This window comes from Streptomyces sp. Y309 (assembly GCF_056712025.1).
Genome location: NZ_CM160048.1, coordinates 2,799,592 through 2,816,380 on the forward strand (window position 1 = coordinate 2,799,592; position 16,789 = coordinate 2,816,380).

18 protein-coding genes are annotated in these 16,789 nt (G+C 71.7%); 5 read left to right on the forward strand and 13 right to left on the reverse strand.

Going from position 1 to position 16,789, the window contains the following annotated elements; all coding sequences use genetic code 11:
• From AC0KTA_RS10465 to AC0KTA_RS10475, 3 genes are all read left to right on the forward strand, one after another.
• Positions 1-414: a roadblock/LC7 domain-containing protein gene (locus AC0KTA_RS10465; protein WP_030361925.1), complete on the forward strand. Its 414-nt coding sequence runs from the start codon at positions 1-3 to the stop codon at positions 412-414.
• A 62-nt stretch (positions 415-476) separates the two neighbouring features.
• Entirely contained in the window at positions 477-1,100 is a 624-nt protein-coding gene (locus AC0KTA_RS10470; RefSeq protein WP_164320211.1) for a DUF742 domain-containing protein, read from the forward strand.
• Positions 1,081-1,665, forward strand: a complete 585-nt coding sequence (locus AC0KTA_RS10475; RefSeq protein ID WP_030361923.1) for a GTP-binding protein — start codon at positions 1,081-1,083, stop codon at positions 1,663-1,665. Before AC0KTA_RS10470 ends, AC0KTA_RS10475 begins: the two co-directional genes overlap by 20 nt.
• A gap of 128 nt (positions 1,666-1,793) precedes the next feature.
• Here AC0KTA_RS10475 and AC0KTA_RS10480 read toward each other — a convergent pair whose 3' ends face one another.
• From AC0KTA_RS10480 to AC0KTA_RS10495, 4 genes are all read right to left on the reverse strand, one after another.
• Complete coding sequence (locus AC0KTA_RS10480; RefSeq protein WP_481054836.1) at positions 1,794-1,985, reverse strand: acyl-CoA carboxylase subunit epsilon; 192 nt, start codon at positions 1,983-1,985, stop codon at positions 1,794-1,796.
• 70 nt (positions 1,986-2,055) lie between these two features.
• Positions 2,056-3,648, reverse strand: coding sequence for an acyl-CoA carboxylase subunit beta (locus AC0KTA_RS10485; RefSeq protein WP_481054837.1), 1,593 nt, complete (start codon positions 3,646-3,648; stop codon positions 2,056-2,058).
• A 505-nt stretch (positions 3,649-4,153) separates the two neighbouring features.
• On the reverse strand, positions 4,154-4,993 hold the full coding sequence (locus AC0KTA_RS10490; RefSeq protein WP_481054838.1) for a DUF4097 family beta strand repeat-containing protein: 840 nt from the start codon (positions 4,991-4,993) through the stop codon (positions 4,154-4,156).
• 86 nt (positions 4,994-5,079) lie between these two features.
• A complete protein-coding gene (locus tag AC0KTA_RS10495; RefSeq protein WP_481054839.1) occupies positions 5,080-5,613 on the reverse strand; it encodes a hypothetical protein in 534 nt (177 codons plus the stop codon).
• 308 nt (positions 5,614-5,921) lie between these two features.
• Here AC0KTA_RS10495 and AC0KTA_RS10500 point away from each other — a divergent pair, with 308 nt between their 5' ends.
• Both AC0KTA_RS10500 and AC0KTA_RS10505 read left to right on the forward strand, forming a co-directional pair.
• Positions 5,922-6,524, forward strand: coding sequence for a YceI family protein (locus AC0KTA_RS10500; RefSeq protein WP_481054840.1), 603 nt, complete (start codon positions 5,922-5,924; stop codon positions 6,522-6,524).
• A 22-nt stretch (positions 6,525-6,546) separates the two neighbouring features.
• Positions 6,547-7,089 carry a hypothetical protein gene (locus tag AC0KTA_RS10505; RefSeq protein ID WP_481054841.1) on the forward strand — a complete coding sequence of 181 codons (543 nt, stop codon included), beginning with the start codon at positions 6,547-6,549 and terminating at the stop codon, positions 7,087-7,089.
• Positions 7,090-7,142: 53 nt separating this feature from the next.
• Here the strand turns inward: AC0KTA_RS10505 and AC0KTA_RS10510 are convergent, their stop codons facing one another.
• The 9 genes from AC0KTA_RS10510 to ureA form a co-directional block, all read right to left on the reverse strand.
• On the reverse strand, positions 7,143-8,504 hold the full coding sequence (locus tag AC0KTA_RS10510; protein ID WP_481054842.1) for a hypothetical protein: 1,362 nt from the start codon (positions 8,502-8,504) through the stop codon (positions 7,143-7,145).
• Between the two features lie 109 nt (positions 8,505-8,613).
• The gene (gene cimA, locus AC0KTA_RS10515; RefSeq protein WP_481054843.1) at positions 8,614-10,266 is read right to left on the reverse strand and encodes a citramalate synthase; all 1,653 of its coding nucleotides are present in this window, start codon (positions 10,264-10,266) and stop codon (positions 8,614-8,616) included.
• A 358-nt stretch (positions 10,267-10,624) separates the two neighbouring features.
• A complete protein-coding gene (locus tag AC0KTA_RS10520) occupies positions 10,625-11,917 on the reverse strand; it encodes a TolB family protein (RefSeq protein WP_481054844.1) in 1,293 nt (430 codons plus the stop codon).
• Between the two features lie 98 nt (positions 11,918-12,015).
• Positions 12,016-12,186 carry a hypothetical protein gene (locus AC0KTA_RS10525; RefSeq protein ID WP_481054845.1) on the reverse strand — a complete coding sequence of 57 codons (171 nt, stop codon included), beginning with the start codon at positions 12,184-12,186 and terminating at the stop codon, positions 12,016-12,018.
• Positions 12,183-12,572, reverse strand: coding sequence for a hypothetical protein (locus AC0KTA_RS10530; protein WP_481054846.1), 390 nt, complete (start codon positions 12,570-12,572; stop codon positions 12,183-12,185). The genes AC0KTA_RS10525 and AC0KTA_RS10530 overlap by 4 nt, the downstream gene beginning before the upstream one ends.
• 132 nt (positions 12,573-12,704) lie before the next feature.
• Positions 12,705-13,250 carry a TetR/AcrR family transcriptional regulator gene (locus AC0KTA_RS10535; RefSeq protein ID WP_481056377.1) on the reverse strand — a complete coding sequence of 182 codons (546 nt, stop codon included), beginning with the start codon at positions 13,248-13,250 and terminating at the stop codon, positions 12,705-12,707.
• An 87-nt stretch (positions 13,251-13,337) separates the two neighbouring features.
• On the reverse strand, positions 13,338-14,357 hold the full coding sequence (locus AC0KTA_RS10540; protein WP_481054847.1) for an agmatine deiminase family protein: 1,020 nt from the start codon (positions 14,355-14,357) through the stop codon (positions 13,338-13,340).
• An 11-nt stretch (positions 14,358-14,368) separates the two neighbouring features.
• Positions 14,369-16,051, reverse strand: a complete 1,683-nt coding sequence (locus AC0KTA_RS10545; protein WP_481054848.1) for an urease subunit alpha — start codon at positions 16,049-16,051, stop codon at positions 14,369-14,371.
• Entirely contained in the window at positions 16,051-16,764 is a 714-nt protein-coding gene (gene ureA / locus AC0KTA_RS10550; RefSeq protein WP_481054849.1) for an urease subunit gamma, read from the reverse strand. Before ureA ends, AC0KTA_RS10545 begins: the two co-directional genes overlap by 1 nt.
• Positions 16,765-16,789 lie beyond the last annotated feature (25 nt).

A 16,789-nucleotide genomic window follows, 5' to 3' on the forward strand; every position in this document is an offset into this window, starting at 1 on the left:
ATGAGCCAGGCGGCGCAGAACCTGAACTGGTTGATCACCAACTTCGTGGACAACACCCCCGGGGTGTCCCACACCGTGGTGGTCTCCGCCGACGGACTCCTTCTGGCGATGTCCGAAGGTTTCCCGCGCGACCGAGCCGATCAGCTCGCGGCCGTCGCGTCGGGTCTGACCTCCCTCACGGCCGGGGCCTCCCGGATCTTCGAGGGCGGATCGGTGACCCAGACCGTTGTGGAGATGGAGCGAGGATTTCTCTTCATCATGTCCATCTCCGACGGTTCGTCCCTCGCCGTACTCGCCCACCCAGAGGCGGACATCGGTCTCATTGGGTACGAGATGGCACTTCTCGTCGACCGTGCGGGCACCGTCCTCACTCCGGACCTGCGCGCGGAGCTTCAGGGGAGCCTGCTCAACTGACAGACAGACGGTGCGTATTCGCGTCCCGGCACCGTAAGGTTTCGGGACGCGGCTCCACAGTGATGGTGCCGAGCACAGTTTCGGAGGAGGAGTACGTGGCTGCAACACCCCCAGACGGTTCGTCTTCGGCCAACTGGCCTTCCGGCCACGGCCAGGGCCAGGGTGACGGTTCGCAGAACCGGTACAACTTCCCCTCCGCGCCCAGCCACCGCCGTCAGCCGCCGTACCGGCAGCCGGGCCCCCAGGCGCCGGGACCGAGCCCGTACGACCAGCCGTACGCACCCCGGATCCAGCCCGTGCAGCCGCAGCGCCGCTCCCCGGAGCCGGCGCCCGCACCGGCCGCGTCCAACCCCCTGGTGCGTCCGTACGCGATGACGGGCGGCCGCACCAGGCCCCGCTACCAGCTCGCCATCGAGGCGCTGGTGCACACCACCGCACAACCGCATCAACTGCAGGGGCAGTTGCCGGAACACCAGCGCATCTGCAACCTGTGCCGCGAGATCAAATCGGTGGCCGAGATCTCGGCCCTGCTCTCCATCCCCCTCGGCGTTGCCCGGATTCTCGTCGCCGACCTGGCGGAGGCCGGTCTTGTCGCCATCCATCAGCCCGGCGGCGACGAGTCCGCCGGCGGTCAGCCAGACGTGACACTGCTCGAAAGGGTGCTCAGTGGACTTCGCAAGCTCTAGCGGCGGAGCAACAGCCCGCTCCACCACCAGCGCGAAAATCGTGGTGGCGGGCGGCTTCGGCGTGGGCAAGACCACGTTCGTCGGGGCGGTCTCTGAGATCAACCCGCTGCGCACCGAGGCCGTGATGACCTCCGCTTCCGCGGGCATCGACGACCTCACCCACACCGGAGACAAGACGACGACCACCGTCGCCATGGACTTCGGCCGCATCACCCTGGACCAGGACCTGATCCTGTACCTGTTCGGCACGCCCGGCCAGGACCGGTTCTGGTTCATGTGGGACGACCTGGTCCGTGGCGCCATCGGCGCGGTCGTCCTGGTCGACACGAGGCGGCTCGCCGACTGCTTCCCCGCCGTCGATTACTTCGAGAACTCGGGCCTGCCCTTCGTCATCGCCCTCAACGGCTTCGACGGCCACCAGCCGTACACGCCCGACGAGGTCCGCGAGGCGCTGCAGATCGGCCCGGACACCCCCATCATCACCACGGACGCCCGCCACCGGGCCGACGCCAAGAGCGCGCTGATCACGCTGGTCGAGCATGCGCTGATGGCCCGCCTCCGGTAGGTCTGTTCTTCCGGGCGGGCGGGCTCCGGCCCGCCCGCTCGCGCCTGCGGCTCAGAAGCCGCGGCACGCACGAGGGCCCCGTACTCCGCGGAGTACGGGGCCCAGACGTGTTTCAGGGCCGGGTGTGGCTAGCCCTGCCAGCTGTGCGGCGCCCGGAAGCCCGGGGTGCGCTCCAGGCGGCGCCAGCCGGCCTTGTCGCGGCCTCGGCGGACGGGGGCGGCCGGCTGGGCGGCGGCGCGGGCGAGGAGGATGGCGGTGATGGCCGCGACCTCCTCGGGCTCGGCGTGGCCCTTCTCGACGCGGATGTCGGGAGCAGTCATGTGCAGCGTTCTCCTTGTGGGTACTGCAGGCGGGACGCAAACGGAACAGAGCAGTTCGGGGGCGGCGCCGCTACTGCGGCGGGTTTCCGTGCTTGCGCGAGGGCAGGTCGGCGTGCTTGTTGCGCAGCATGGCCAGGGAGCTGATCAGCACGGCGCGGGTCTCGGCCGGGTCGATCACGTCGTCCACGAGGCCGCGCTCGGCGGCGTAGTACGGGTGCATCAGCTCGGCCTTGTACTCCTTGACCATGCGGGCGCGCATGGCCTCGGGGTCCTCGGCGGAGGCGATCTGGCGGCGGAAGATGACGTTGGCCGCGCCCTCTGCGCCCATGACGGCGATCTCGTTCGTCGGCCAGGCGTACGTGAGGTCCGCGCCGATGGACTGGCTGTCCATGACGATGTAGGCGCCGCCGTAGGCCTTGCGCAGGATGAGGGAGATGCGGGGCACGGTCGCGTTGCAGTAGGCGTACAGCAGCTTGGCGCCGTGGCGGATGATGCCGCCGTGCTCCTGGTCGACGCCGGGCAGGAAGCCCGGGACGTCGAGGAGGGTCACGATCGGGATGTTGAAGGCGTCGCACATCTGGACGAAGCGGGCCGCCTTCTCGGAGGCCTCGATGTCCAGCACGCCCGCGAGGGACTGCGGCTGGTTGGCGACGATGCCGACGACCTGGCCGTCCAGGCGGGCCAGGGCGCAGATGATGTTGCGCGCCCAGCGCTCGTGGACCTCCAAGTAGTCGCCGTCGTCGACGAGTTCCTCGATGACCTTCGCCATGTCGTACGGCCGGTTGCCGTCCGCCGGGACCAGGTCGAGGAGGACGTCGCTGCGGCGCTCGACGGGGTCGTCGGAGGCGGCCACCGGCGGGTTCTCGCGGTTGTTCTGCGGGAGCATCGCGAGGAGGTAGCGGACTTCGGCGAGGCAGGTCTCCTCGTCGTCGTACGCGAAGTGGCAGACGCCCGACGTCTCGGCGTGCACGTCCGCGCCGCCCAGGCCGTTCTGGGAGATCTCCTCGCCGGTCACCGCGCGGACCACGTCCGGTCCGGTGATGAACATCTGCGAGGTGTCGCGGACCATGAACACGAAGTCGGTCAGCGCGGGGCTGTAGGCCGCGCCGCCCGCGCACGGGCCGAGCATGACGCTGATCTGCGGGATGACGCCGGACGCCCTGGTGTTGCGCTGGAAGATGCCGCCGTAGCCGGCCAGGGCGGAGACGCCCTCCTGGATACGGGCGCCCGCGCCGTCGTTGAGGGAGACCAGCGGCGCACCGGCCGCGATAGCCATGTCCATGATCTTGTGGATCTTCGTGGCGTGCGCCTCGCCGAGGGCGCCTCCGAAGATCCGGAAGTCGTGGGCGTACACGAAGACCGTGCGGCCCTCGACGGTGCCCCAGCCGGTGATCACACCGTCCGTGTAAGGCTTCTTGGCCTCCAGGCCGAAGCCGGTCGCCCGGTGCCGGCGCAGCTGCTCGACCTCCTGGAACGACCCCTCGTCGAGGAGGAGCCCGATCCGCTCCCGCGCCGTCAGCTTGCCCTTGGCATGCTGGGCCTCGGTCGCCTTCTCACTGGGTCCCGCCAGCGCCTGCGCACGGATCTCGGCCAATTCGGCCACTCGGCCCCGTGCGTCGGTGGGCTCCCCCGCCGAAGATCCAGCTTCGTCCAAAACGGTCATGCTCTCGACCTTACGAAGGACCCGAGGGAAAACGGACCGTCGACTCTGCACAGTCTCCGGACGGTTTTCCTGGCACCCCCGGACAGAAGCCTTGTGGAGTGCAGCCAAAGTGACTGCTCAGGGGCCCATTCCGCTGTAGGGATTCCACAAGCGGCCGGGATGAGACCCGGCTCACATTCATGGCCCGGGCGGGCGTCGCCCTCGGCCTCGCACCGTCGCAGCTCGCGTACGGCGACGGTCACCGCAGGACGCCCGGCCGGGCAGGCGCCCTCGTCCGGGTGCCGGCGCGGCCGACGGAGGATACCGGTACGGGCTGACGGGTCACTGAATTGGCGGAGCCCGACAACCGGTGGGATCCCCGGAAGCGGCGCTCGCGGGGGCGTCCCGGCGGCCTCACGGCGTCTTCGGTTCCCCTGCCACGCCACCCGCGGCATCCCCGCCGCGGCCCGCCTCACGCCCACCGCGATCCGGCCATCGCGGCGGCCTGCACCCCGGGAACAGCCCCTCACGCCCGGTGGATGACGATGTCCCCGCCCCCGGTGCGCCCGCGCACCTGCACCTTCTCCCCGGAGTCGCCGGGCCCCTCGGAGGAGCCGAGGGACTGCCGTACGGCGCCCACCTTGGTCCGCACGTCGAGCCACGCGGCGGTGCCCTCGCGGACGCCGATGTCGAGCGCGCCCGTGCCGGTCTCCAGGACGACGCTGCCGCGCGTGACCTCACCGACGCGGATGGCACCGTTGGCCGACTTGACGTTGATGTCGGAGTGCGCGCGGCCGACGGTGACGAGGCCGTTGGACGCCTTCACGCGCAGCTCGCCGGTGACCTCGTCGACCTCGATCGAGCCGTTGGAGTTCTTGATCACGGCGGTGCCGCCGACCGTGCCGAGCCGCACCTCGCCGGACGAGGTGGTGACGTCGGCCGCGCCCTCCACCCGGTCGGCCAGGACCTGGCCGTACCCGGTGCGCAGCGTGGCCGCGCCCGCCCACTCGAGCCGGATGTCCCCGTACGAACTCTTGACCTCGCAGTCCGCGAGGCGGCCGACCGCGGTGAAATCGGCCATGGCGACGGTGACTTGGAGCTGGGAGCCTTCCGGCAGCTCGATCTCCACGTCGACGGACGGGCCCTTGCCGAACAGCTTGCGCTCCTTGGGCACCTTCACCAGGAGCCGCCCGCTCGCGTACTCGACCCGGGTCTGCTCGGCGGCCCGCACGTCGGCCTGGCGCGACGGGGTGGTGGGGCGCACGTCGACGACGGTGTCGGCGCGGTCGGACGCGGTGACCCGCAGTGCGCCCAGCTCGACGCTCACCGTCGCGTGGATCGGCTTGGGGGTGTCGAAGGTTGGCATGGGGCAGTCCTCTCATCCTGATGGGGTCGTCCGGATCGCGCCCGGGCCGTGCCTGGCCGGAGGGGGCCCGGCGGGCCGGGGGGTCGCTAACGCGCCCATCCCGTGTAGCTCGTCCCGGCGCCCTGGGAGCTGAGGGAGGCGGGCTGCCGGCTCGCGTCGCCCTGCTTGAGGGCGTCGGCGACGGTGCGGACCAGCCAGGCGTTGACCGACAGGCTCTCGGCGGCCGCGGCCTCCTCGGCCTGGATCTTGAGGTACATCGGCAGCCGGAGGTTGATCCGGGCCGTGCCGCCCTCGTCCGGCTCCGGCACGGACGCGGGGGCGGGTGCGGGCCGGGGCGGGTGCATGTCCATGGGCGGTGCGTCGAAGCCCTCGGCGGTCGGCGGGGGCGTCACCACGAAGTCCGGGTCTCCCCCACGCAGGCGCACGTCGACGGAGCCGGGGGCCAGGTCTCGAGTAATCTCGTCCATGGCCGCGGACAGCACATTCAGCATGGTGAGCCGGGTGGCCGACTCGAGCGGAGCGACCAGGCGCTCGGCGATCGCACGAGCGTCGTCACCACCGGCCTCTGCGGCGACCGCGAGCTCCTGCCGGAGTTGGTCGACATACGGCGTGAGGTTCATGGCATCACTATGGCACCACAATGGCGCCATTGCAAGTTCTTGACGATCCAGAATCGCCGAAACGCCCCCTTCTCCGACGCCCGCCGCATGCACGGTGGCGCCACACATGGTGCCACCCGGCCACGGTGACGAGACGGCCGGAACTGCCCCATATGGCCCCACCCGTTCACACGCGACGCGTAATCGTCTCGACACGCCTCGCTTTATGTTGAAGATTGAACGGAGCGGCGTTAGAGTCGATTTCGTTGAACCATAAACCACTCTCGACTTCGAGCAGCCAGGAGTCGTCGACCAGTCAGGAGCAGATCATGGGAATCTTCAGCCGCAAGGACGACACCACCGCCGCAGCCCCCGAGGCCGGCCCGGAGCTCGCCGCGCTGACCGGTGAGTACACGCTCGACCCCGCGCACACCACGATCGGCTTCGTGGCGCGGCACGCGATGGTCACCAACGTCAAGGGCTCCTTCAAGGAGTTCTCCGGCACCCTGCATCTGGACGGCGCCGACCCGTCCGCGTCGTCGGCCTCGCTCGACGTCACGATGGACAGCATCGACACCGGCAACGCGGACCGCGACGCCCACCTCAAGAGCGCGGACTTCTTCAAGACCGACGAGTTCCCGCAGATGACCTTCCGCTCCACCAAGGCCGAGGCGCTCGGCGGCGACGACTACCGCATCACCGGTGACTTGACGATCCTCGGCACCACCAAGCCGCTCACCATCGACCTGGAGTTCAACGGTGCCGCGAAGGACCCGTTCGGCAACGAGCGCGTCGGCTTCGAGGGCAAGGCGGAGATCCTGCGCTCGGAGTGGGGCGTGACGTGGAACGCGGCGCTGGAGACCGGCGGCGTCCTCGTCTCCGACAAGATCAAGCTCACCTTCGACATCTCGGCGATCAAGAGCGCCTCCTGACTCGGTCGGGTACCGTGCGGCGGTGTCCGAGTTCGTGTCGCAACTGCCTGCCCTCATAGGCGTGGTCATCGGTGCCATGGGGTCGTACGTCGCCGTCATGCGCGGCGAGCGCGTGCGCTTCCGCCAGGAGCGCGAGGCCCGCTGGGAGGAACGGCGGCTCGCCGTCTACACCGAGTACGCGCGGGTGCTCAAGCAGACCGTCACCCTGACGTACCGGATCGCCGCCGACCAGGGCAACGACCCGCATCCCCACCCCCTGTCCGCCGCGGACGCCGAGCCGCAGCTGGCCGCGGCCGCCGACGCGCGCGACCCCGCCGGGGAGGCGCTGCTGCTGCTCGGCGCGGTATCGGTGGTGGACAAGGCGCGGGTCTGGGTCGTCGTGGTGATCGAGATGGAACGCTTCCTGCGCGCGGGCACGCACGACCCACAGGCGTGGGCGGACCTCCTCGCCCGTCAGCGGGCCGCCCGGCAGGGCTACTACGCGGCCGTACGCGACGACTTGGGACTGCCGCCGGGCCACTCGGGCCACTGGGAACTCCCGGCCCGCAGGCCACCGGTGGCCTGAACGGCCCCGTCCAGAACCCGTCACGGCACCGTCCAGCACCCGTCACGGCCCGTCTAGAACCCGCCCCCGAAGTCCCCTCCGCCCCCGAACCCGCCGCCGCCGAAGTCCCCGCCTCCGAAGTCCCCGGAGGAGAAGTCCGCCCCGGACACGTCGCCGCCCTCGTAACCGGCGCCGGCGCCGAAGTCCCCGTACCCGGAGCCGTAACCGGCGGCATACGCGGGGCTCGCCATCATCGTGCCGAGCATCGTCCCGACGAGGAGGCCCGGCAGCATGCCGCCGCCGAAGTAGCCGCCCGCCCAGGGGCCGTAGGCGGGACCGGCCTCCCAGTAGGGCCGTCGTTCGCCGGAGTCGGTGAGGACGGTGCGGGCCATCGGGTCGTCGCCGTCGGCAAGACGCACCGCGTCCGCCGAGCACACCGGCACCTCGCGGGTCGTGCCCCCGGCGGGCGTCCACTCCGCGTCCTTCACGGAAGGGCCGTGCCGCGGGTCGAAGAAGCAGGGGGCGCGGCGCTCGGGCAGCGGGCGCCCCTCGCGGCGCGCTTCGAGCAGCGTCAGCGAGAACCGTCCGTCCTCCAAGGCCTGCGTGACGGCCCGCACCTGCTCGGGCCGCTCCGCCGATGCCATGAAGGACTTCGCCTTCTCGTAGGCATCGAGGGAGCGTTCGTAGTCCGCGCGCATGGCGTCGTCCGCGCCGGCCTCCGCCGGGTGGAAGTCGAGCCGGTCCAGCTCCTCGCCGAAGGCGGTGATGTCCTCGTCGACCACGACGCGCAGCTTCTCCAGGGCCGCGCGCTGCTCCTCCTCGCGCTTGCGGCGCTTGGTGCGTGCGATCGCGTAGGCGCCCGCGCCGCCCGCGACGACCACCGCGCCGAGCCCGATCAGCGCGCCGACGGGCACCCCGCCGTCATCGCCGGCCGAGCCGCCCCAGGAGGCGGGGGCCGACCCCGAGGTCTGCGGGAGCGCCTGGTCGACGAAGTCGTTGAGCTGGGACTTCGCGTCCTCGCCCTGGACCAGCGAGGAGAGGTTCCGGACGGCGTTGTTGGAGAGCACGGAGCCGTCGGCCCTGGCGTCGAACTGGTCGCCCAGGCGGATCGCGTACACGCCGGTGACGCCGGTCGCGGTGCGCAGGTCACGGAAGAGGTCGTCCTGGCCGGGGAACGAGGCGGGAAGGACCGCCACGAACACGGGCTTGTCGGCCTTCTTGATCTTGTCGGCGAGGGCGTCCGCGTCGGCCGCGGAGAGCTGTGCGGACGCCGCGTCGTCGACGTACACCGGGTTCTTCTTCAAGGCGTCGGCCACTGCCTGGACGTCCGTCGCCGCCTGGGCTCCGGGCGCCGCCGTGAGCGTGGCGCCGAGGGCCAGGAGCAGTCCGGACAGGATCAGGGTCAGCCGGGACGCCGCCTGCCTGGTGGGCCTCATACTTCACGCTAACTCCTCCGCGGCCGAAACGTTCCCCGCGGTCGCCGCCGGAAGCGATCCGCCCGTCCTCGGGCCGGCGGCCAACTCGCGCCTTGACCTGAGGGCCGGGCTATTCGGCGGGCTCCACCCCGGCGCGCAGCAGGCCGTAGGTGACCGCGTCCTCCAGGGCCTGCCACGACGCGGCGATGACGTTGTCCGCGACGCCGACCGTGGACCACTCGCCGTCGCCGTCCGTCGTGGAGATCAGCACCCGGGTCGTGGAGGACGTGCCGTGCTTGCCTTCCAGGATGCGGACCTTGTAGTCCACCAGCTCCAGTTTGGCGAGCTGCGGGTAGATCCGCTCCAGGCCCACGCGCAGCGCCCGGTCGAGGGCGTTGACCGGGCCGTTGCCCTCCGCCGTCGCCACGATCCGCTCGCCCTTGGCCCACACCTTCACCGTGGCCTCGTTGGCGTGCGAGCCGTCGGGGCGGTCCTCGGTGATGGCGCGCCAGGACTCGGTGCGGAAGTAGCGCCGCGAGCGCCCCTCGGCCTCCTCCCGCAGGAGCAGCTCGAAGGACGCGTCGGCGGCCTCGTACGTGTAGCCCTTGAGCTCGCGCTCCTTGACCCGCTCCACGACCCGGCCGACGAGCTCGCGGTCGCCGCCGAGGTCGACGCCGAGCTCCTTGCCCTTGAGCTCGATGGAGGCGCGGCCGGCCATGTCGGAGACCAGCATGCGGATGCGGTTGCCGACGAGTTCGGGGTCGATGTGCTGGTACAGGTCCGGGTCGACCTTGATCGCGGAGGCGTGCAGGCCCGCCTTGTGGGCGAACGCGGAGACGCCGACGTAGGGCTGGTGCGTGGCCGGGGTGAGGTTCACGACCTCGGCGATGGCGTGCGAGACCCGGGTCGTCTCGCGCAGCGCGCCGTCGGGCAGGACCCGCTTGCCGTACTTCAGCTCCAGGGCGGCGACGACGGGGAACAGGTTGGCGTTGCCGACGCGTTCGCCGTAGCCGTTGGCCGTGCACTGCACGTGCGTCGCGCCCGCGTCGACGGCCGCGAGGGTGTTGGCGACCGCGCAGCCCGTGTCGTCCTGGGCGTGGATGCCGAGCCGGGCGCCGGTGTCGGCGGCGACGGTGGCGACGACGGCCTGGACCTGGGCGGGGAGCATGCCGCCGTTGGTGTCGCAGAGCACGACGACGTCCGCGCCCGCGTCGGCCGCCGCCCGCACGACCGCCTTGGCGTACTCGGGGTTCGCGCGGTAGCCGTCGAAGAAGTGCTCGCAGTCGACGAAGACGCGGCGGCCCTGCGAGCGCAGGTAGGAGACGGTGTCGCGGACCATCTCCACGTTCTCGTCGAGCGTGGTGCGCAGGGCCAGCTCGACGTGCCGGTCGTGCGACTTGGCGACCAGCGTGATCACCGGAGCGCCGGCTGCGAGCAGCGCGTTGACCTGCGGGTCGTCGGCGGCCTTGGCGCCGGGGCGGCGGGTGGCGCCGAACGCGACGAGCTGGGCGTTCTTGAACGTGATCTCGGCCTGCGCGCGGGCGAAGAACTCGGTGTCGCGCGGGTTGGCGCCGGGCCAGCCGCCTTCGATGAAGCCCACGCCGAAGTCGTCCAGGTGCCGGGCGATGGCCAGCTTGTCCGCGACGGTCAGGTTGATGCCCTCGCGCTGCGCGCCGTCGCGCAGCGTGGTGTCGAACACGTGGAAGGAATCGTCCACGCGGAAGGAGCGGAAGGAATCGTCGGGCACAGGTGAGGAATCCTCGGGCCTGCTGGTTTCCGTCATGCTGTCTGGCTCCTGTGTCGGATGTCGGTCTACCGGAATGACCGGCTCCACCACCTCCATGATCCCTCGCGCTCCGTTTCCGGCTGCGGATGGGCCGGAAAACGAAAAGACCCCTCGCGGGTGCGAGAGGTCTGCGCGCGGGTCGAGGACGACGGTGTCCGCCTGTACGTGATGGGTACGGGGCGGTCACTGCGGACCGGCGCGCTTGCTGCCAATAATCATGGCGAACACGAGCATGGACGGCAGGGTGCCACAGCTTTGGTGGCACCCGCCTCCCCGTCTCAGCATGCGGTCGGTCGCCATGCGGTCGCGTCGCCATGGCGGTCCGGTCACCTTGCGGCTGGATAGAACGTTCGTTTCAGCTCGCGTGGTGGCGTACGAAGACGTCCCGCGCCTCGTTCGTGTCGCCCGGGACCAGGTTCGCCGCGTCCGACGTGAACGTGAACGTCTTGGCGTGCGCGCTCAGGGCGTAGGCCGGCCAGCCCTGGTCCTCGCTCTCGCCGCCGTCCTGGGGCACGTTGACGCGCCGGGTCTCGCCGGTCTTCAGGTCGCGTACGTACAGCGGGCCCTTGGCGGGGTCGCCCGCGGTGAGGCCCGACGCCGAGGAGATGAAGGCGACGTGGCGGCCGTCGGGGGTGATGTCGGCCTGGTAGGAGTCGTCGTCGGTCTGGCCGCCGCCCGCTTCCTGGGTGACCTTCTTGAGGGCGCCGGTGCGGGTGTCGAGGCGGTAGATGTCGCTCTTGCCGTTGGTGTCGGCGGGCACCATGGCCTCGGCGGTCTCGAAGGCCGCGTACCGCCCGTCCTTGCTCAGCGAGGGCACGCCGATGCGCAGGTCCGCGCCGCTGGGCGAGAGGTCGATCCGCTTCGACTTTCCGGTCGTCGCGTCGTACGTGTACGTCCGGCCGCCGAGGCCCGGCCGGACCTGGCCGAGGCTGTAGCCGACGTGGCGGCCGTCGGGGCTCAGGGAGAGCCCGCCGACGATCCAGGTGGGGTGGCCGGTGACGGTCTCGCTGACCAGGCGGGTGCTGCCCTCCTTGCGGTCGCGCAGGTAGATGCCGGTCCACATGCCGTCGTCGCCGCCGTCGCCGTGGTCCTTCAGGGCGGACACGAAGGCGACATAGCGGCCGTCGGCGCTCACTTCGGCGCCGACGACGTAGTCCCCGAAGACCGGTTTGTCGTCGTCGGAGAGGCTGACGATCTCGGTGCGGCCGGTCTTGCGGTCCTTCAGGAACGTGCCGCTGTACAGGCCGCCGTCCTCCTCGTCGACCTGCGCGGAGTACGTGACGTACCGCCCGTCCGCGCTGATCGACGGGTCGCCCGCGTGCGAGGTGTACTGCGCGCCGGAGTCCTGGAGGCTGACGCGCTCCACCTTCTTGGTGCGCAGGTCGCGCAGGTAGATGTCGGCGCGGTCGTTGGTGTCGCCGGGCACCAGGTTGCCGGCCTCGGACGCGAACACCACGTAGCGGCCGTCGGCGCTGATGTCCGTGGCGTCGGAAGGACCGTCGGCCTGGGTGCCGTCGGCGGCGACGCTCACCCGCTCCGTGCGGGGAGCGGGGGCGCGGGTGCCGGCGGCCGCCGCGGCCGGGAGCACGGCTCCCGTGACGGCGGTGACGAGCGCGGTGGTCAGGACCGCGCGGGTGGTGAGGCGCATGGGTGGTTCCCCCGTGGTGGTGTGTGCTGCGTGATGGTACGTACTGCGGTGATGGTGAGTGCTGCGTGCCTGTGCGTACTACGTGATCGTGCTTGCCGTTACTGCCCGTTCTCCACTGTCAGCAGGAAGACGTCCGGCTCCCCGTTGCTGTCCCCGCTCACCAGATCGGGTGAGGCCGAGTCGAAGGCGACGGCGCGCCCCTTGGCGGTGACGGCCCTTGAGGCCAGGACCCGCTGCCAGGTCCATGCCCGGCTTCGGATCCGGGTCATCGGCGGGTCCACTGGAAGACGTCGGTCACGCCGTTCGTGTCGCCGGGCACCACGTCCGTCTCCGCCGAGGAGTAGACGACGGTGCGGCCCTTGGCGCCGACCGCGCCGGAGCGGCCGTCGCGGACGTGCGCGGAACTCTGCGGCCGTGGCGCGGTGTCGGGCGTGAGGTTGGTGGCGACGCTGCTGAAGGCGGTGTGGCCGCCGTCCGTCGTGACCGTCGCGGCGCCCGAGGCGCCGTTGGCCTCGGTGCCGTCGGCAGCGACGCTGACCCGCTCGACGCGGGGCGCCGGCCGCGCGGACGGAGCGGAGGACGCCTCGGCGGCGTGGGCCGCGGCCGGTAGCGCGGTGAGCCCAATCGCCGTTGCCAGCAAGGCGCTTAACGGCACGCGTCTGACAGTGACCATGAATCCCCCCAAGGACCGCCCGGCCTCCGGTCCGGCACCGAAGGCCCTTGCGGATACAAGCGCACCCGGAGCAGCCACGCAATCCGCAGAATTGCGTACAACCTGGACGGCGCCCTACGCGTCCATACCGAGCGCTTCGTCCAGGAATTCCCGTGCGTGCGCGAGGACTTGGTCCCGTCCCGTGCCGCGCAGGCCGATCGCCACATGGATGGAGAAGCCGTCGAGCAGCGCCCGCAGCCGGGCCGCGAACCGGTCGGCGTCCACGGCCCGGAACTCGCCGCGCGAGACGCCCTCGGCGAGCAGCGCCACCAGGTCACGGTGCCAGGCGCCCTCGATGGCGGCCTGCCGGTCGCGGCCCTGCTCGTCGGCGTTCAGGGAGCGGTTCCAGACCTCGAGCCAGAGGATCCAGTGCGGGTCGCGGTGCCCGTCGGGGACGTAGAGATCGACGTACGCCTCCAGGCGGGCGCGCGCCGGTTCCGGCCGGGCGAGCAGCCGGCCGCGCTCGGCGCCGAGCCGCCCCTCGCTCCACTCCAGGGTGCGCAGAAGCAGCTCGTCCTTGGAGCCGAAGTAGTAGAGGAGGTGGCCACTGCTCATGCCCACCTCGCGGCCGAGCGCGGCCATGGTGAGCTGTTCCAGGCCGCGCTCGGCGATCATCTCCATGGCCGTCGCGAGGACGTCCTCTCGCGGGGGCGCGTTCTTGCGTGCGCTGCGCTGGGCGCGCGCTTCGGCCACGTCGTACTCCGGCTGCTAGATCCTCGGCTGTTGTTGGGTGATGCAGTGGATGCCACCACCCCCGGCAAAGATCGTACGGGCGTCGACGAGTGTCACGGTCCGGCGCGGGAACAGCCGCCGGAAGATGCCCGCGGCCAGCTCGTCGTGCGGGTCGTCGAAGGAGCAGAGCACGACGCCGCCGTTGCACAGGTAGTGGTTGATGTACGAGTGGTCGACCCAGCCGTCGTCGTCGGCGAGGGCGGTGGGCGCGGGCACCTCGACGATCTCCAGAGTGCGGCCGCGGGCGTCCGTCTGCCCCTTGAGTACGCCGACGACCTCGCGGCTGACCTCGAAGTCCGGGTGGGCGGGGTCCGCTTGCGAGTGCACGAGGACGACGCCCGGCGCGGCGAAGGCGGCGACGATGTCGACGTGGCCGAGGGTGCCGAAGCCGTGCCCGGGGTAGTCGGCGGTCAGTCCGCGGGGCAGCCAGAGGGCCTTGCGGGTGCCGAGCCGGGCGTGGATCTCGGCCTCGACCCGCTCCCTGGTCCAGCCCGGGTTGCGCTCGGGGCCGAGCTGCACGGTCTCGGTGAGCAGGACGGTGCCCTCGCCGTCGACGTGGATGCCGCCGCCCTCGTTGACCAGGGGCGAGGAGTGCACGGGGGCGCCCGCGAGGTCCGCGACATGGCGGGCGATCTTCGCGTCGTGCTCCCAGCGTGCCCACTCCTGGGCGCCCCAGCCGTTGAACACCCAGTCCACGGCGGCCAGTCGGTCGCCGTCGCGGACGAAGGTGGGGCCGATGTCGCGCATCCACGCGTCGTCCAGTTCGCGCTCGACGAGGTCGACGCCGTCGCCGAGCAGCGCGCGGGCGGACGCGCTCTGGCCGGGGCCCGCGATCACCGTCACCGGCTCGAAGCGGCGCACGGCACGGGCCACGGCGGCCCAGGCGCCGCGGGCCTCGCCGAGCTCCTCCTCGGTGCTGAAGGTGGGGTTCGGCCCCGGCCACGCCATCCAGGTGCGCTCGTGCGGCTCCCACTCGGCGGGCATGCGGAAGGTCATGGGTGCGGTCCTCACAGGAAGTACAGGCGGTTGAGGGAGACGGAGTCGGCGGGGTCGGAGCGCAGCGGCTCGCCGTCCAGGGTGACCAGGCCGGAGCGCTGGTCGACGTCGACGGTGCCGGTGCGGGAGTTCAGGCGCAGGTCGGCGGGGCCGATGCCGCGGGTGCCCCGGACGGCGACCCGGCGCCGCCGCGTGGGCATCGCGTCGCGGCCCTGCTCGACGGCGGCGCGCGCGACGAACGCCACCGAGATGTCGGCGGGCGTCGCGCCGTACGCGCCGAACTGCGGCCCGAGCACGAGGGGTTCGCAGGTGTCGGTGGCGGCGTTCGGGTCGCCGACGACGCCGTACGCGGGGAAGCCGGACTTCAGCACCAACTGCGGCTTGGCGCCGAAGAATTCGGGCCGCCACAGCACGATGTCGGCGAGCTTGCCGACCTCGATGGAGCCGACCTCGTGGGCGAGGCCGTGGGCGAGCGCGGGGTTGATCGTCAGCTTGGCGACGTACCGCAGGACGCGGCCGTTGTCGTCGTGCGGGCCGTCGCCCGCCGCCGGGCCGAGCTCGGCCTTCATCTTCCCGGCCATGGCGAAGGTGCGCCGCACGGTCTCGCCCGCGCGCCCCATGCCCTGCGCGTCGGAGGACGTGATCCCGATGGCGCCGAGGTCGTGAAGGACGTCCTCGGCGCCCATGGTCCCGGCGCGTATCCGGTCCCGCGCCATGGCGGCGTCACCGGGCAGGTCGGTCTTCAGGTCATGGACCGACACGATCATGCCGTAGTGCTCGGCGACGGCGTCCCGGCCGAAGGGCAGCGTGGGGTTGGTGGACGACCCGATGACGTTGGGGACGCCCGCCATCTTCAGGACGTTCGGTACGTGGCCGCCGCCGCAGCCCTCGATGTGGAAGGCGTGGATGGTCCGGCCGTCGAGGACGCCCAGGGTGTCCTCGACCGACAGACACTCGTTCAACCCGTCGCTGTGCAGGGCGACTTGGACGTCGTGCTCCTCGGCGACGCGCAGCGCCGTGTCCAGGGCGCGGGTGTGGGCGCCCATGTCCTCGTGCACCTTGAAGCCGGACGCCCCGCCCTCGGCGAGCGCCTCGACCAGCGGCGCCGGGTCGGACGACGAACCGCGGCCGAGGAAGCCGATGTTGACGGGCCAGGCGTCGAAGGCGCCGAACGCGTGCTTCAGCGCCCACGGCGAGTTGACGCCGACGCCCCACACCGGCCCGAACTCCTGGCCGATGACCGTGGTGACGCCGGAGGCGAGCGAGGCCTCCATGACGCGCGGCGACAACAGGTGGACGTGGGTGTCCACGGCCCCGGCGGTCGCGATGAGGCCTTCGCCGGAGACGATGGACGTCCCGGTCCCGACGACCACGTCGACGCCGTCGAGGGTGTCCGGATTCCCGGCCCGCCCGATGGCGGCGATCCGCCCTTCCCGGATCCCGATCGACACCTTCCGGATCCCCTGCGCGGCGTCGATGACGACGACGTTGCTGATCACGACGTCACAGGTCTCGCGGACTGCGGCGGCCTTCAGGTGCAGGCCGTCGCGGGCGGTCTTGCCGAATCCGGCGAGGAACTCGTCGCCGTGCCGCTGCGCGTCGGACTCGACGCGCACGACGAGACCGGAGTCGCCGAGGACGACGCGGTCGCCGGCGCGGGGGCCGTGCACGGAGGCGTACTCGTAGGGGTCCATCACTCGCCCTCCTCGGAGGTCTCGGTCCACGGGGCGCTCGCCCCCAGGTAGCCGCAGGCGGCCGCGCGCCGCAGCGCCTCCCGCTTGGCGCCGGGCGCGTCCAGCGGCCCGTCGACCAGACCGGCGAATCCGATGGCGACGCGCGCGCCTCCGATGGGCACGAGCCCGGCCTCGACGCGCTCGCCGGGCCCGAACCGCACGGAGGAGCCCGCGGGGACGGCGAGCCGCATGCCGTAGGCGGCGGCACGGTCGAAGTCGAGCCGCGGGTTGGCCTCGAAGAAGTGGAAATGCGAGGTCACGCTGACGGGCACGGTGGCCGTGTTGCGCACGGACACCGTGACGACCGGCTCCCGCTCCGGCGTGGGCGGCGCGGGCCGCAGCGCGCCGGGCGCGTCCGGGCCGAGCGAGCCACCGCCCACCGGGTCGGCGACCACGGCGAGCCGCGACCCGTCGTCGAAGACGGCCTCCACGTGCACCTCGGTGACGACGTCCGCGACGCCCGGCAGCACGTCGTCGGGGCCGAGCACCGAGCGCGCCCGCTCGATGGCCTCGGCGAGCCGCGCCCCGTCGCGGGCGGCCTCGCACACCGTGTCGGCGATCAGGGCGGTCGCCTCCGGGACGTTCAGCCGGAGGCCGCGCGCCCTGCGGGCCCTGGCCAGCTCGGCCGCCCCGAAGAGCAGCAGCCGGTCGCGTTCCGTGGGGGTCAGTCGCACGCCGCCACCTCGTATCCATCGGGTT